Origin of the sequence: Streptomyces sp. NPDC048566 (assembly GCF_043199735.1) — a bacterium.
In the GTDB taxonomy this organism is placed as follows: Bacteria; Actinomycetota; Actinomycetes; order Streptomycetales; family Streptomycetaceae; genus Streptomyces.
Genome location: NZ_JBICWL010000002.1, coordinates 484,551 through 498,515, shown reverse-complemented (window position 1 = coordinate 498,515; position 13,965 = coordinate 484,551). Strand labels below are relative to the sequence as shown.

The window sequence follows — 13,965 nt, the reverse complement described above, 5'->3', positions numbered from 1 at the left end:
GGCTCCGTGAGGGTACCTGGTGCGTCCGGACCGCGCCGAGCCGGTGCGGCGGAGAGACGCGCCCGGTCCCGCGGTCCGGTGGTCCTCTGCCCGCCGGGGTCAGTTCCAGTCGGCGTACGAGGTGTATCCGGCGGCGTCGGCCCGGTGGTCGCCGGTGTCCTCCAGGTCCTCGGGCAGCAGGCTCCACACGATGAAGTCGGTGCGCAGGTCGGTCCAGCCGCCGTCGTCGGTCCGGGTGCGCGCTATGCAGGCGTTGCGCAGGACGCCCTCGCTGATGCAGCCGATCTTCTGGGCCACCTGCTGGGAGGCGGTGTTGTCGGCGGCCGTGCGCAGTTCGAGGCGCTCGAACTTCTGGTCGTGGAAGAGCCACCGGGCGGTGGCGAGCGCGGCCTCGCAGGCGTACCCCTCGCCGCGCGCCCAGGGGGCGATGATGTACGACAGCTCGGTGGAGCGGACCCGCCAGTTCGTCTTGCCCAGCTGGACGACGCCCACCAGCCGCTGGGTGAGGAACTCGGTGACGGCGAGGTCGAGTCCGCGTCCCGCGGCGCGTTCCGTGGGCGCGTAGTCGGTGACCCAGTCGCGGGCGCCGTCCTCGGTGAACGGCTGCGGGATGGAGGTCCAGGCGGCCACCATCTCGTCGTTCATCATCTCGGCCAGCGGAGCGACGTCGTCCTCGTCGAGCGCACGCAGGACCAACCGCTCCGTGCTGATGGAGATGTCGGGGAAGGTGCTCGTCATGCGACGCTCCGTAACCGTCGGGGACTTCGGACCTGATGAACCGCCAGGTCCGCTGAACTGCCCAGCATGCAGCATGAAACCACCGAACCGCACAACGGGGTCCACTCCCGGTGATGGAGTGGACCCCGTACGGTGACCGGCCGCGCGCGAGGGCCCCGGGGGCTTCCCGTCACCCCCGGTGGATCAGCGCGCGGCGTCGGACCCGGCGCATCGCACGGCGGAGGGCCGTCCGCGTACCGGGTCCTTACGGGCGGTCCGGCAACGCGGCGGGGTGCCGTGGCCGTCGTCGTGCGCCCGCCGGGGATCGACGGGACGGTCCTTGGGCGGTCGGCCGAACGTCCGGCGCCCGCCTACGAGAAGGAGGGGACGACGGAGCCGGCGTACTTGTCCTCGATGAACTTCGCGACCTCGGGCGAGGTGAGGAGCTTCGCGAGCTTCTTCACGCGCGGGTCGTTCTCGTTGCCCTTCTCCACGGCGAGGAAGTTGCCGTAGGGGTTCTTCTTCGCGGACTCCAGGACGAGGGCGTCGGCGGCGGGCTTCAGGCCGGCGGAGATGGCGTAGTTGCCGTTGATCACCGCGGCGTCCACGTCGTCCAGGGCACGGGGGGTCAGCCCTGCCTCGACCTCCTTGAACCGCAGCTTCCTCGGGTTCCGGGAGATGTCCTGCGGGGTCGCCTCGGTGCCGGTGCCGTCCTTGAGGGTGATCAGGCCCTTGGAGGCGAGCAGTTGCAGGGCGCGCGCCTCGTTCACCGCGTCGTTCGGGACGGCGACGGTCGCGCCGCTCTTGAGGGCGTCGGCGCTCTCCACCTTGTGGGAGTAGAGGCCCAGCGGCTCCAGGTGCACCGTGACGACGGGCACGATGTGGGTGCCGCGCTTCTTGTTGAAGTCGTCGAGGTAGGGCTGGTTCTGGAAGTAGTTGGCGTCCACCGAGCCGTCCTCGGTCGCCGTGTTCGGCACGATGTAGTCCTGGAACTCCTTGACCTCCAGGTCCAGGCCCGCCTTCTTCGCCAGGTTCTTCTTGACGAAGTCCAGGATCTCGGCGTGCGGGACGGGGCTGGCGGCCACGACGAGCGGGCCGCCGGTGCCGGCGGAGGAGGACGCGGAGTCCTTGCCGGAGCCGCAGGCGGAGAGCCCGAGGGTGAGGGCTCCGGCGGCGAGGACTGCGGTGGTGATCTTGACGGTGTTACGCACGAAAAGTGCCTTTCCTCAGGGGTGGTACCGCCCCGTCACGAGGTGAGCGGGGACATTCGGGGGGGTGGGTGCGCGCGGCCGGGGCGGGCCGGACGGCGGTCAGGCGGTCTCGCCCGGGCCGGCGGCGGTCTCGCGGGACCTCGGCAGCCGCAGGCGCAGCCTCGGGGCGGCGCCCGTGTGGCCGCCCCGCCGGTGCAGTCCGCGGGCCGCGCGGTCGCCGGCGAACTGGATGACGGAGATGACGACGGCGAGGATCGCCACCGTGATCCACATCATTCCGGTCTCGAAGCGCTGGTAGCCGTAGCGGATCGCGATGTCCCCGAGGCCGCCGGCGCCGACCGTGCCGGCCATCGCGGAGTAGCCGATGAGGGCGACGACGGTGGTGGTCGCCGAGGAGATCAGCGAGGGCAGCGCCTCCGGGACGAGGACCTTGCGCACCACGGTCCAGGTGGTGCCGCCCATCGCCTGGACCGCCTCGACGAGTCCGCCGTCGACCTCGCGGACCGCCGTCTCGACCAGGCGCGCGAAGAACGGGACGGCGCCGACGGCGAGCGGCACGATGGCCGCCTCCCGGCCGATGGTCGTCCCGGTGATCGTGCGGGTGAAGCCCATCAGCGCCACCATGAGGATGATGAACGGCAGGGAGCGGGCGACGTTCACGATCTGCCCGGCGGTCTTGTTCACGACCACGTTCTGCAGCAGCCCCCCGCGGTCGGTGAGGACGAGCAGGACGCCGAGCGGCAGTCCGCCGGCGATGGCGATGAGCGTGGACCAGCCCACCATGTAGAGCGTGTCCCAGCACGCCTGGGACAGCAGGGGCTGCATCTCGGTCCAGGTCACTTGGCACCTTCCTTCACCGGCGCGGGCCGCGCCGGCTGTTCGACGACGTCGACGCGCAGTCCCCGCTCGCGCAGGAAGCCGACGGGCACGACGTTCTCCTCGTACGCCCCGGGCAGTTCGATGCGCATCCGTCCGACCTGACGACCGCCGACGGTGTCCATCGCGGCGCCGAGGATCGAGATGTCGATGTCGTAGGTGCGCGAGAGCTGCGAGATGACCGGCCGGCCGGCGGCCTCCCCGACGAAGGTGACGTCGACGACCGTGCGGTCCTCGCCGCCGGCCCGTCCGCCGACCGGGAAGAGGGCGGAGGCCAGCTGCGAGCCGGGGGCGGCGAGGAGTTCGCCGACCGTGCCGGACTCCACGACCCGGCCCCCCTCCATCAGGGCGGCGGAGTCGCACACCGACTTGACGACGTCCATCTCGTGGGTGATGAGCAGGACGGTCAGGCCCAGGTCCCGGTTCAGGTCGCGCAGCAGGCCGAGGATGGAACGGGTGGTCTCGGGGTCGAGGGCGCTGGTCGCCTCGTCGGAGAGCAGCACCTCGGGGTCGCCGGCGAGGGCGCGGGCGATGCCGACCCGCTGCTTCTGTCCGCCGGACAGTTGCGCGGGGTAGGACCCGGCCTTGTCGGACAGGCCGACCAGGTCCAGCAGTTCGAGCGCCTTGGCGGACCGCTGCCGGCCCGAGACGCCGAGGATCTCCAGCGGAAGCTCGACGTTGTCCTGCACCGTCCGCGAGGAGAGCAGGTTGAAGTGCTGGAAGACCATGCCGATCCGGCTGCGGGCCCGGCGCAGTTCGCGGCCCGCGCGGGGGCCGCGTCCGGCGAGGGCGGTGAGGTCGCGGCCGGCGACGGTGACCGTGCCGGCGGTGGGGCGCTCCAGGAGGTTGACGCAGCGGATGAGGGAGGACTTGCCGGCGCCGGACTGGCCGATGACGCCGAACACCTCGCCTTCGCGGACATGCAGATCGACGCCGTCGAGGGCGGTCACTTCACGGCCGCGGGAGCGGTAGACCTTGGTCAGGCCCGTTGTCGTGATCACTGGGTGTTTCCGTCACTGTCGAGTGCGGGCGTGCGGGTACGCCGGGGCACGGGTGCATGCGGGAGGGAACGCGGCACGGTTCCCGCGCCGGCGGACCGCCGGGGGGGGGAGGGTGTGTGCGTGGGGCAGCGCGGTCGCGTAGCGGGTACGGACACAGGGGGCTGCGATCCCGCTTCGGGGCGCGGGATCAGATGGTGGTGCGGGGGCCCTCTAGAAGGCGCACATTCGACACATACAGCGAGCACCGGGCGTCATGGTCGCCTCGGTCGCCAGGATGCGGCTGCTCGTCGTGGTCATGAAAGGAAGTAAAGCAGACGTGGGGAGGGGTCCCGTCCGCCGTGTCCGCTATGCGGACACTGTGGGGTGCCGTCGGGTCGGGGCGCGGCGCCCGGCACCGGCCGCGTCCGGCCGGTGCGGACGGGGCGGAGAGGGCGGCGGCCCGGGTGCCGGCGTCCGCGTGCGGGCCCGGTGCGGTGTGGTCAACGCCACGCCCGCCCCCGCCCGGCCGGCCGGGCGGGGGCGGGCACGCCGGGCCGTTTGGACCGTAATAGGGTCGCGGCATGCTTGATGCCCTGACGGTCGCGACGGCCGTCGCCGCGCTCGCGCTCGCCGCCTGGTGCGGCTGGGCCGCCTACCGCGACCAGCCGACGAAGGACTGGCACTTCATCGGTATGGCCGTGGTGTCCCTGCTGGCCGCGGTCCAACTGGTGGTCGGCGTGGTCCAACTGGCGCGCGGCGAGAAGCCGGACCAGGGCACGACGATCTTCGTGGCGTATCTGCTCGGCGCCTTCGCGTGCGTGCCCGCCGTGGGATTCATGTCGCTGGCGGAGCGCACCCGGTGGGGTTCGGTGACGGTGGCGGCGGGCGGCGTCGTCCTGGCCGTGCTCGAAGTACGGCTCCACGACATCTGGGGAGGCTGAGATGACGGCCACGGAGGAGAACGCGAGCATGCCTCACGACGAGCGGAACGGATCGGACGGGCCTGCCCCCGCGGCGCCGCAGGAGCCGGCCTCCGGCGGACGCACCCGGCTCATCCGCGGGCCGGGCATGCTGCTGGTCTGGCTGTACGGCGTGATGGTGGTGGGCGCTCTCTCGCGCTCGGCCGTGCAGATCTCCACGGAGTTCGGCAAGGCGCCGCTCGCCTACTCGCTCTCCGCGGTCGCCGGCGTCGTCTACGGCTTCATCACGTACTCGCTCGTGCGCGGCGGGGAGAAGGCGCGCCGGGCGGCGCTGGTGTGCTGCGCCGCCGAACTCGCCGGGGTGCTGGTGGTGGGGACCTGGACCCTGGTGGAGCCGTCCGCCTTCCCCGACGCCACCGTGTGGTCCGACTACGGTATGGGCTACCTCTTCATCCCGGTCCTGCTGCCGCTGTCGGCGATGTACTGGCTGCGCAGGGCGCGCGCCACGGCCGGCTGAGGCGGCCCACCGCCGGGTCCGGGTCGGGCCGCGGGGGTGCGGCTCCCACCCGGGGGCGGGAGCCGTCCGGTGTCCTCAGGCGCTGGTGGCGTACGCCGCGCTGTCGGCTCCCTTGGCGAGGGTCACCAGCGTCAGCCGGTCGTCGACCTGCTCCCGGGAGACGGGCGCGTAGCCGTGCCGGCGGTACAGGCGCAGGTTGTGCTCGCTGCGGTGGCCGGTGAACAGCTGGAAGGACGTGGCGGCACCGTCGGCGGCCAGGCGGGCCTCGATCGCGGCGAGCAGCCGTCCGCCGAGGCCGTGCCGGCGCAGGCGCGGGTGCACGATGAGCTTGCCGATCCGCGCCGTCCCGGCGGCGTCGACGCTGCCGCGCACGGAGGCCACCACCTCCTCGCCGAGCCGGGCCACCAGGACCGTGCCGTCCGCGAGTTCGGCCTTCAGGGAGTCGAGCGACTGGGTGAGCGGCTCCATGCCGTAGTCGCCGTACAGCTCGGCCTCGGACTGATAGCAGAGGTACTGCAGCTTCAGGATCTGTTCCGCGTCCTGCTCGGTCGCCGCCGAGATGGTCACGCTCATGCCCATGTGTGCATGCCTCCCGCTCACCTGTTCATCCGGTTGTCCCCCACTCCTATCCCCGTCCTCTCCGGGCCGCAACCTCCGCGGCGAGCAATCGCCGCAGACATCCCAGGCATCGGGAACGTTCCGGGCCGAGACTGCCCTGTGAGATACCCAACTCGCCCGCGATCTCCCGGTACGTGAGGTCTTCCGGGGCGAGCAGCGCGGCCATCAGCCCCCGGCAGCGGCGCGGAAGCCGGCGCACGGCCTCGTGCAGCCGACGGCGCCGCTCGGCGCTCATCGCCTGCTGCTCGGGGCCGGGGCACCGCTCGTCCGCGGGCTCGACCGCGTACGGCTGCTCGATGTGCGCGGCGCGACGGCTGCGGCGGGCCTCGGAACGCACCGTGCGGCGCAGCCAGCCCGGCGGGTCGGCGGGCGGACCGGTGGTGTCCAGGCGCTCCAGGAGGCGCAGCCAGACGGCCTGTTCGAGGTCGCTCTGCTCGGTGCCGGAGGCGTGGGCCTCGGCCGAAGCCTCGGCGGCGAGCAGCGGCCGGAGCGCGGAAACCATCTCGTGGATCATGTGCGGCACGACGCGGCCGCCCCGGCGCGAGGTTGCCGGGACGGCCGGTTGTCACCCCATCCGGGGTGCGGGGCGCGCCGGTTGACGGTCCGGGCGGCGGTTCAGCGGGCGAGGAAGTCGGCGCGGGCGAGCAGGGCGGTGTCGGCGTTGTCGGAGAAGACGCCGTCGATGCCGGTGGCGAAGTAGGTCCGGAAGGCGCCGAAGGCGTCCCCGTAGCCCGTGGGGTCGGTGCCCTTGCGGAAGTCCGCCGGCAGGAAGGGGTTCTCGTTGCGCAGGGTGTACGGGTGCAGGATCAGGCCCGCGTGGTGCGCGTCGGCGACGAGCGTGGTCGGCTCGGTCAGCCTGCCGTCCGCGTCCTTGGGGATGATCAGGTCGAGCGTGGGGCCGATGCCCTGGGCGAACGAGGCGATCCAGCGCAGTCCCGCGGGCGTGATCAGGTCGGCCACGGTGCGCGGGTCGCCCGTGGAGACGAAGTCCCACGGGCGGGTGCCCGCACCCGAGAGCAGCACGGCGAGCGGGTTGCCGACCAGCTTGTCCAGCCGCTGGATGCTGCTCGGCTCGAAGGACTGGAGGATGACCGGCGAGTCCTTGCGGTCCTTGCCGTGCTTGCGCAGCAGCCGGGCCACGCGCTCCTCCAGGCCGAGGCCGAGCGCCCGGAAGTAGGTGGGGTGCTTGGTCTCGGGATAGATCCAGACCTGCTTGCCGCGCTTGCGCGTCTGCTCGTCCTGCCAGCGGAGCACCTCCTCGAAGGTGGGGATCTCCCAGCGCCGGTCGTAGAGGGTGTTGTGCGGGCGGTTGGCGGGGATGCGTTCGACGGCCCGCAGGGTCTTCAGCTCCGCGAGCGTGAAGTCCTCGGTGAACCAGCCGGTGGTGGAGACGCCGTCGAGCACCTTGGTGGTCCTGCGGCCGGCGAACTCGGGGTGCGCGGCGACGTCGGTGGTCCCCCCGATCTCCGGCTCGTGGCGGCAGACGAGATGGCCGTCCCGGGTCGGGACGAGGTCGCCGGCCTCGATGACGTCGGCGCCGAGGTCGAGGGCGAGCTGGTAGGAGCCGAAGGTGTGCTCCGGACGGTACCCGCTGGCGCCCCGGTGGCCGATGATCGTCGGCTTCGGCAGGCTCCGGTACCCGCCGCCGTGCCGGTCGCCGGCCCGCGCCGTGCCCGGCAGTCCGAGGACGGCCCCGCCCGCGCCGAGCACCGCGGCCCCGAGCAGCGCCCGCCGCGCCGTCGCCCGCTCCCCGCCCTGCGCCTCCGGGCCGTTCGCCTCCTGCGTTGCCATGCGTGGTCCTCCCGCCGTAGGTGCCCTGCCTGTCGCAGCGGGTCGATCGTAGGTGCCCCCGTGTGACGGGAGGGAGACCTGCGGCGGAACAGTCGGTGCTCCGGCGGGTCGCCGGACGCGGACGCTGACGGTTCGTCGGCTTCGGGACTCCGGGCGGGGGTACCCGGACGGTGGAGGCGAGCGGGCGGCGGACCGTGGCGGGGTCACCCGTTCGCCGGTGCGGCGCGCGATGTCCGTCACATCGTTTCGCCCCGATGTCGGCGGCCCGCGGGCACGCCACCGCAGGTGAACGTGCGTCACCAGTGCGTATCGGCCCGGTGAACCCGATGTGCAATCACCCGGGAACCGCGAGTATCGTCCTCACCTGCACAGACTCCATACCGATCCCTTGACACCGGAGGGCAGCCCGTTGTCCCGCTTCGCGCTCATCAAGGCAGCGCTCGGACCGATCATGCGCCTGATGTTCCGTCCTCGGGTGGAGGGCGTGGAGCACATTCCGGGCGACGGTCCGGTGATCCTGGCCGGCAACCACCTCACGTTCATCGACTCGATGATCCTCCCCCTGGTCTGCGACCGGCAGGTGCTGTTCATCGGCAAGGACGAGTACGTCACCGGCAAGGGCTTCAAGGGCCGGCTCATGGCGTGGTTCTTCACCGGCGTCGGCATGATCCCGGTGGACCGGGACGGCGCCAACGGCGGTGTCGCCGCGCTGATGACCGGCCGCCGCATCCTGGAGGAGGGCAGGGTCTTCGGCATCTACCCCGAGGGCACCCGCTCCCCCGACGGCCGCCTCTACCGCGGCCGTACCGGCATCGCCCGGCTGACCCTGATGACCGGGGCCCCGGTCGTCCCCTTCGCGATGATCGGCACGGACAAGCTCCAGCCGGGCGGCGCGGGCATCCCGCGGCCGGGCAGGGTCACCGTCCGCTTCGGTCCCGCGATGGAGTTCTCCCGCTACGAGGGCATGGACCGCGACCGCTACGTGCTGCGCGCCGTGACCGACTCGGTGATGACCGAGGTCATGCGGCTGTCCGGCCAGGAGTACGTGGACATGTACGCCACCAAGGCGAAGGCGGCCTAGCCGGGCGACCGGCCCGCCCGCACGCCGCGGACACGGGGTGGGCCCGACCGGTGGGAGCCGGCCGGGCCCACCCCGTTACCGTGTCGCCGGCGTGCGGGGGACGCGGTCCCGGAGCGACCGCGGACCGGCCGGCCGCCGCGCCGGGTGCGCCCTCCGCGCATCCGCCGCCGGGCAGCGCCGGGCGGGCCGGCCGTCCCGTCACGTCTCCAGCCGCTGTCCGCGCAGCAGGAACCAGGCCGCCACCGCGGTGGCGAGCAGGACGACGGCTCCCGCGCCGGACGCGAGCGCCAGCCCGTCCACGAAGGACTGGCGGGCCGCGCCGAGCATCGCCTCGGCGGTCGGGGCGGGCAGGTTCCCCGCCGCCTCGACCGCCCCGCCCAGGGATTCGCGCGCCGCCGCGGGGGTGCCCGCCGGGCCGGTGAAGCCGGCGTAGACGCCGGTCACGACGGAGCCGAGGAGCGCGATGCCGAGGGCCGCGCCGAGTTCGTACGCCGTCTCGGAGACGGCGGACGCGGCGCCCGCCTGGTCCTTGGGGACCGCGGACAGGATGACGTCGGCGGTCACCGTGAAGGAGAAGCCGGCGCCGACACCGACGACGAGCAGCGCGGCGCCGAGCACCGGGTACCCCGTCGTGGTGCCGAGCAGGGTGAGCGTGCCGAGCGCGAGGCCCACCGCGGCGAGACCGCCGGAGACCACGGCGCGGACGGAGAACCGGCGGGCGTACCGGCCGGCCACCAGACCGGCGGCCACGGCGCCCGCGGCGGCGGGGATCTCCGCCAGCCCGGCCTCGAACGGTCCCCGCCCCTGCACGAGTTGCAGGTACTGGGAGAGGAAGAACACCAGGCCGGACAGGCCGAGGACGGTGAACAGGTCGGCGAGCACGGCGCCGGAGAAGCCCCGGTTGCGGAAGAGGCGGACGTCCAGCAGCGGTGCGGGAAGCGTCAGCTGGCGCCGGACGAACCAGACGAGCGCGGACACGCCGAGCAGACCGGTGGCGAGGCCCGTGCCGCTCGGGCCGTGCGCGGCGGCCTCCTTGACCGCGTACACCACACCGATCACGCCGACCAGGGACAGCGTCACGCTGAGCAGGTCCCAGGGCCCGTGCCCGGCACTCCTCGACTCGGGCAGCAGCCGCACGCCGACGAGCACCAGGACCACCATCACCGGCAGGTTGATGAGGAAGACCGATCCCCACCAGAAGTGTTCGAGCAGGAAGCCGCCGACCACGGGGCCGACGGCGGTGCCGGCGGAGGCCGTCGCGCCCCAGATGCCGATGGCGAGGCTGCGCTCGCGCGGGTCGTGGAAGATGTTGCGGATCAGGGCGAGCGTCGCGGGCATCAGCGTCGCGCCCGCGACGCCGAGCAGCGCCCGGGCCACGATCATCATCTCCGGTGTCGTGGCGTAGGCGTTGAGCACGGATATCAGGCCGAACGCCGTGGCCCCGAGGAGCAGCAGCTTCTTGCGGCCGATGCGGTCGCCGAGGCTGCCCATGGAGACGAGCAGACCGGCGATGACGAAGGAGTAGACGTCCCCGATCCACAGCAGCTGCGTGCCCGAGGGCTTCAGGTCCTCACTGATGTACGGGGTCGCGAGGCCGAGGACGGTCGCGTCGACGGCCACCAGCAGCACGGCGAGGACGAGGACGCAGAGCGCGAGCCAGCGGCCCGGGCGCTTCTCCGTCTCCGCCGCGACGGCCGGCCGCAGGGTGCTGGTCATGGTTCCTCTCTCCGGAGCGCGCCGCCGAGCAGCAGCTCGACGATCATGTGGTGGAAGTCGTTGGCGGCGATGCGGCCCTCCGCGACGGCCCAGGAGGCGGAGGCCATCAGGCCGTACAGGGCCTCGGTGAGCCAGGGCGGGCTGAGGTCGATGCGGAACTCGCCGCTCTGCTGGCCGCGCCGGAACAGCGCGGCCATCCGGGCGTCCAGCCGGGCCCAGCCCTCGTGCTGCCCCTCGCCCTCGAACAGCTGGTTCTCGGTGTAGAGGAACGCGAGCAGGCCGGCGGCCGGCTCCAGTTCCCGCACCAGGCGGCGCACCGCGTCCCGGGCGGTGCCCTCGTCCAGCCGGGCCGCGTCCAGCGCCGCCTCGCACTCCTCGATGCCGAGCGCCTCCAGCGCTCTGACGAGCGCGTCACGCCCCGCGAACTGACGGTGCAGCGTGGCCCTGCTGATCCCGGCGGCCTTGGCGACCTCGTCCATGGTCGCGGTGGATTTGCGGGTCAGCAGGGCGGCCGCGCTGCGCAGCACCTGGTCACGATCGACAGCCATGAGACAACGGTACACCATATGAGACATTGATGTCTCATATGGTTCCGAGATGTATCAGAAGTGGCGGCTCCGGGACTCCTCGTGGCCGCACGGGAACACACCGGTACCCCGGGCGGGGCCCGCCCGGGGTACCGGTGTCCCGCGCCGGGCAGGGTGGGCCGCGGGGAGCGCGCCTCGGCCCGGCCGGCAGCCGGGGAGGCCGACACACCTCCGCCGGCCGGGGCCGTCCGCCCCGCCGGCCGGACACGCGCTCGGGGGCCCGGGGACGGCAGGGCCGCGCCCGGGTCGGGGTCGCTCCCGGGGCCGCCCTGGGTCCGCCGCCGGCCGGCCCGGTTCCGGCGGCCCGGGGGTCAGTGCCAGGGGAGCTGTCCGCGGCGCTCCCAGTAGGCAGCGGGCTCCTCCGCGACGGTGCCGAGCCGGTCGAGCTGCCCCTCGTCGAGGTCGACGACGGCGGCGTGCAGGTTCGAGGCGAGCTGGTTCACGGTGGCGGCGCCCGAGAGCACCACGCCCGCCCAGGGCTGCCGCAGGGCCAGCGCGAGGGCCACCGCGTCGCAGCCCAGGCCCGTCTCCGCGGCGACGGTCCGCAGCGCCTCGGGGGCGTGCGGCTCCGCGAGCCGGCCGTTCGCCATGCCCTCCTTGACGATCACCGTCAGGCCCGCGTCGTGGGCCTCGGCCAGCGCGGGCGCCGCCGAGGTCTCCAGGACGTTGTAGGTGGACTGGACGGTGCGGAAGAGCGGTTCGCCGTCGACGGTCACGGCGAGCGCGGCGCGGATCGCGTCGCCCTGGGCAGGTCCGCTGGTGGAGAAGCCGACGGACAGCCCCTCGGAGGCCGCCTCGGCGAGCGCGGCGTGCAGTTCCTTGTCGGTGAGGGCCGGGCTGTCCGGGGTCACCGAGTGGATCTGGTAGAGGTCGAGACGGTCGCCGAGCAGGCCGGCGGTCTCGGCGCGCTGGCGCCGGTAGGTGGCGAGTCCGTGGTCCTTGACCTCGTGGGCCTCGGCGTCGGTGCGCCACTGCGCGGTGTACGTGTAGCCCCACTTGCTGCCGACGACGACGTCGTCGGCGTCGGGCCGGCCGCGCAGCCAGTCGGCGAGGAACTCCTCGGACCTCCCGTAGGAGCGGGCGACGTCGATGTAGCGCACGCCCTGGGCGTACGCGGCGTCGAGGAGTTCGCGGGTGCGCTCGCGCAGGTCCTCGACGCTGCGGCCGGCCGGGAGGTCCTCCTCCCGGCCGAGGTTGATGTAGCCGGGCCGGCCGACGGCGGCGAGCCCCAGACCGATGCGGGCGGTGGGCGTCGTGGCTGCGGCGAGGCGTGCGAAGGGCATCGCGGCTCCGTTTCGGTCGGCTCCTCTGGGCTCCCGACCAACGTAACCCGCCGGACCCGCCGCCGTACGGCACCCGCCCCCGGGCACGCGACCGGCCGCCGTACGGCCTGCCCTCCCCTACGGCGGCCGGTCCGCGCCTCTCAGCCGGCGGCGGGCCGCCGCCCGCGCCCGGCGCCGGCCCAGTCCCGCTGGGTTGCCAGGTCCGCCTTGACCTCGGCGAGCTGGACGGCGACCGCGGCGGGCGCCGTGCCGCCGCGGCCGTCGCGGGAGGCGAGGGCGCCGGGCACGTCGAGGACGGAGCGCACCCGCGGCGTCAGGTGCGGGGAGATCGCGGCGAACTGCTCGTCCGTCAGCTCGTCGAGCTCCTTGCCCTCCGCCTCGGCGACCTTCACGCACGCGCCGGCGACCTCGTGCGCCACACGGAACGGCACGCCCTCGCGGACCAGCCACTCGGCGATGTCGGTGGCGAGCGAGAAGCCGGCCGGTGCCAGCTCCTCCATGCGCTCGCGGTGCACGGTCAGCGTGGCCATCATGCCGGTGAAGGCGGGCAGCAGGACCTCCAGCTGGTCGCAGGAGTCGAAGACCGGCTCCTTGTCCTCCTGGAGGTCGCGGTTGTAGGCGAGGGGCAGCGCCTTGAGCGTCGCCATCAGCCCCGTCAGGTTGCCGATCAGGCGCCCCGACTTGCCGCGCGCCAGCTCCGCGATGTCCGGGTTCTTCTTCTGCGGCATGATCGAGGAGCCGGTGGAGAACGCGTCGTGCAGGGTGACGAAGGAGAACTCCTTCGTGTTCCAGAGGATGACCTCCTCGGCGATCCGCGAGAGGTTCACCCCGATCATCGCGGTGACGAAGGCGAACTCCGCGGCGAAGTCGCGGGAGGCCGTGCCGTCGATGGAGTTGGCGGAGCTGCCGCGCTCGAAGCCCAGGTCCTCGGCCACGGCCTGCGGGTCGAGGCCGAGCGAGGAGCCGGCCAGGGCGCCCGATCCGTAGGGCGAGACGGCGGTCCGCTCGTCCCACTGGCGCAGCCGCTCCGCGTCCCGGGAGAGCGACTGGACGTGCGCGAGGACGTGGTGGGCGAAGAGCACCGGCTGGGCGTGCTGGAGGTGGGTCCGGCCGGGCATCGCCACGTCCCCGTGCGCTTCGGCGAGGCCGACGAGCGCTTCCTGGAGGTCGGCGACGAGCCCGCCGATGATCCGGGCGTGGTCGCGCAGGTACATCCGGAACAGCGTGGCGACCTGGTCGTTGCGCGAACGGCCCGCCCGCAGCTTTCCGCCGAGGTCGGCGCCGAGGCGCTCCAGCAGGCCGCGCTCCAGGGCGGTGTGCACGTCCTCGTCGGCGACGGTGCCGACGAAGGAGCCGTCGGCGACGTCCGCCTCCAGCCGGTCGAGGCCCGCGGTCATCCGGGTCAGCTCGTCCTCGGTGAGCAGGCCCGCCCGGTGCAGCACGCGCGCGTGGGCACGCGATCCGGCGATGTCGTACGGCGCGAGGCGCCAGTCGAAGTGGACCGAGGCGGACAGCTTGGCCAGGGCCTCGGCGGGACCGTCGGCGAACCGTCCGCCCCAGAGCCGGACGTCACCGCTGTTGCTGCTCACTTGCGTTGCTCCTCGAAAGGTGTGGATGTGCCACCGCCTCCCCACGCGTGCGTGGGGAGGCGGTGGCCAGGCTAGTGCT

Annotated in this window: 14 protein-coding genes; 3 read left to right on the top strand and 11 right to left on the bottom strand. The window is 73.2% G+C overall.

The genetic code is table 11. The features are described from left to right. Window positions 1-99 precede the first annotated feature (99 nt). The 4 genes from ACGFS9_RS06075 to ACGFS9_RS06060 all read right to left on the bottom strand — a co-directional run bounded on the left by ACGFS9_RS06075 (window position 100) and on the right by ACGFS9_RS06060 (window position 3,805). Window positions 100-738: a GNAT family N-acetyltransferase gene (locus ACGFS9_RS06075; RefSeq protein ID WP_393251108.1), complete on the bottom strand. Its 639-nt coding sequence runs from the start codon at window positions 736-738 to the stop codon at window positions 100-102. 350 nt (window positions 739-1,088) lie between these two features. Beyond that, on the bottom strand, window positions 1,089-1,928 hold the full coding sequence (locus ACGFS9_RS06070; RefSeq protein ID WP_393251107.1) for a MetQ/NlpA family ABC transporter substrate-binding protein: 840 nt from the start codon (window positions 1,926-1,928) through the stop codon (window positions 1,089-1,091). Window positions 1,929-2,027: 99 nt separating this feature from the next. After that, window positions 2,028-2,768, bottom strand: coding sequence for a methionine ABC transporter permease (locus ACGFS9_RS06065; RefSeq protein WP_393251106.1), 741 nt, complete (start codon window positions 2,766-2,768; stop codon window positions 2,028-2,030). Then, entirely contained in the window at window positions 2,765-3,805 is a 1,041-nt protein-coding gene (locus ACGFS9_RS06060) for a methionine ABC transporter ATP-binding protein (protein WP_393251105.1), read from the bottom strand. The genes ACGFS9_RS06065 and ACGFS9_RS06060 overlap by 4 nt, the downstream gene beginning before the upstream one ends. 560 nt (window positions 3,806-4,365) lie before the next feature. Here ACGFS9_RS06060 and ACGFS9_RS06055 point away from each other — a divergent pair. Beyond that, on the top strand, window positions 4,366-4,725 hold the full coding sequence (locus ACGFS9_RS06055) for a hypothetical protein (RefSeq protein ID WP_393251104.1): 360 nt from the start codon (window positions 4,366-4,368) through the stop codon (window positions 4,723-4,725). 127 nt (window positions 4,726-4,852) lie between these two features. Then, window positions 4,853-5,221, top strand: coding sequence for a hypothetical protein (locus ACGFS9_RS06050; protein WP_393251283.1), 369 nt, complete (start codon window positions 4,853-4,855; stop codon window positions 5,219-5,221). Window positions 5,222-5,296: 75 nt separating this feature from the next. On the opposite strand, the gene ACGFS9_RS06045 is transcribed toward ACGFS9_RS06050, so the two are convergent. From ACGFS9_RS06045 to ACGFS9_RS06035, 3 genes are all read right to left on the bottom strand, one after another. Further along, a complete protein-coding gene (locus ACGFS9_RS06045) occupies window positions 5,297-5,800 on the bottom strand; it encodes a GNAT family N-acetyltransferase (RefSeq protein ID WP_393251103.1) in 504 nt (167 codons plus the stop codon). A 46-nt stretch (window positions 5,801-5,846) separates the two neighbouring features. Beyond that, window positions 5,847-6,353 carry a sigma-70 family RNA polymerase sigma factor gene (locus ACGFS9_RS06040; RefSeq protein WP_393251102.1) on the bottom strand — a complete coding sequence of 169 codons (507 nt, stop codon included), beginning with the start codon at window positions 6,351-6,353 and terminating at the stop codon, window positions 5,847-5,849. A gap of 101 nt (window positions 6,354-6,454) precedes the next feature. Next, window positions 6,455-7,630: a glycerophosphodiester phosphodiesterase gene (locus ACGFS9_RS06035; RefSeq protein WP_393251101.1), complete on the bottom strand. Its 1,176-nt coding sequence runs from the start codon at window positions 7,628-7,630 to the stop codon at window positions 6,455-6,457. A 409-nt stretch (window positions 7,631-8,039) separates the two neighbouring features. On the opposite strand from ACGFS9_RS06035, the gene ACGFS9_RS06030 reads away from it, so the two are divergent. After that, entirely contained in the window at window positions 8,040-8,711 is a 672-nt protein-coding gene (locus tag ACGFS9_RS06030; protein WP_393251282.1) for a lysophospholipid acyltransferase family protein, read from the top strand. A gap of 198 nt (window positions 8,712-8,909) precedes the next feature. Here the strand turns inward: ACGFS9_RS06030 and ACGFS9_RS06025 are convergent, their stop codons facing one another. From ACGFS9_RS06025 to argH, 4 genes are all read right to left on the bottom strand, one after another. Next, window positions 8,910-10,427 carry an MFS transporter gene (locus ACGFS9_RS06025; protein WP_393251100.1) on the bottom strand — a complete coding sequence of 506 codons (1,518 nt, stop codon included), beginning with the start codon at window positions 10,425-10,427 and terminating at the stop codon, window positions 8,910-8,912. Then, entirely contained in the window at window positions 10,424-10,975 is a 552-nt protein-coding gene (locus tag ACGFS9_RS06020) for a TetR/AcrR family transcriptional regulator (RefSeq protein WP_393251099.1), read from the bottom strand. Before ACGFS9_RS06020 ends, ACGFS9_RS06025 begins: the two co-directional genes overlap by 4 nt. 350 nt (window positions 10,976-11,325) lie before the next feature. Next, window positions 11,326-12,297, bottom strand: coding sequence for an aldo/keto reductase (locus ACGFS9_RS06015; protein ID WP_393251098.1), 972 nt, complete (start codon window positions 12,295-12,297; stop codon window positions 11,326-11,328). A gap of 140 nt (window positions 12,298-12,437) precedes the next feature. After that, entirely contained in the window at window positions 12,438-13,886 is a 1,449-nt protein-coding gene (argH, locus tag ACGFS9_RS06010) for an argininosuccinate lyase (RefSeq protein ID WP_393251097.1), read from the bottom strand. Window positions 13,887-13,965: the final 79 nt, after the last annotated feature.

Bases quoted from the DNA above. Each gene is read 5' to 3' on its own strand.
- ACGFS9_RS06075 (WP_393251108.1), bottom strand. From the start codon at position 738: ATGACGAGCACCTTCCCCGACATCTCCATCAGCACGGAGCGGTTGGTC.
- ACGFS9_RS06055 (WP_393251104.1), top strand. From the start codon at position 4,366: ATGCTTGATGCCCTGACGGTCGCGACGGCCGTCGCCGCGCTCGCGCTC.
- ACGFS9_RS06050 (WP_393251283.1), top strand. From the start codon at position 4,853: ATGCTGCTGGTCTGGCTGTACGGCGTGATGGTGGTGGGCGCTCTCTCG.
- ACGFS9_RS06045 (WP_393251103.1), bottom strand. From the start codon at position 5,800: ATGGGCATGAGCGTGACCATCTCGGCGGCGACCGAGCAGGACGCGGAA.
- ACGFS9_RS06040 (WP_393251102.1), bottom strand. From the start codon at position 6,353: ATGATCCACGAGATGGTTTCCGCGCTCCGGCCGCTGCTCGCCGCCGAG.
- ACGFS9_RS06035 (WP_393251101.1), bottom strand. From the start codon at position 7,630: ATGGCAACGCAGGAGGCGAACGGCCCGGAGGCGCAGGGCGGGGAGCGG.
- ACGFS9_RS06025 (WP_393251100.1), bottom strand. From the start codon at position 10,427: ATGACCAGCACCCTGCGGCCGGCCGTCGCGGCGGAGACGGAGAAGCGC.
- ACGFS9_RS06020 (WP_393251099.1), bottom strand. From the start codon at position 10,975: ATGGCTGTCGATCGTGACCAGGTGCTGCGCAGCGCGGCCGCCCTGCTG.
- ACGFS9_RS06015 (WP_393251098.1), bottom strand. From the start codon at position 12,297: ATGCCCTTCGCACGCCTCGCCGCAGCCACGACGCCCACCGCCCGCATC.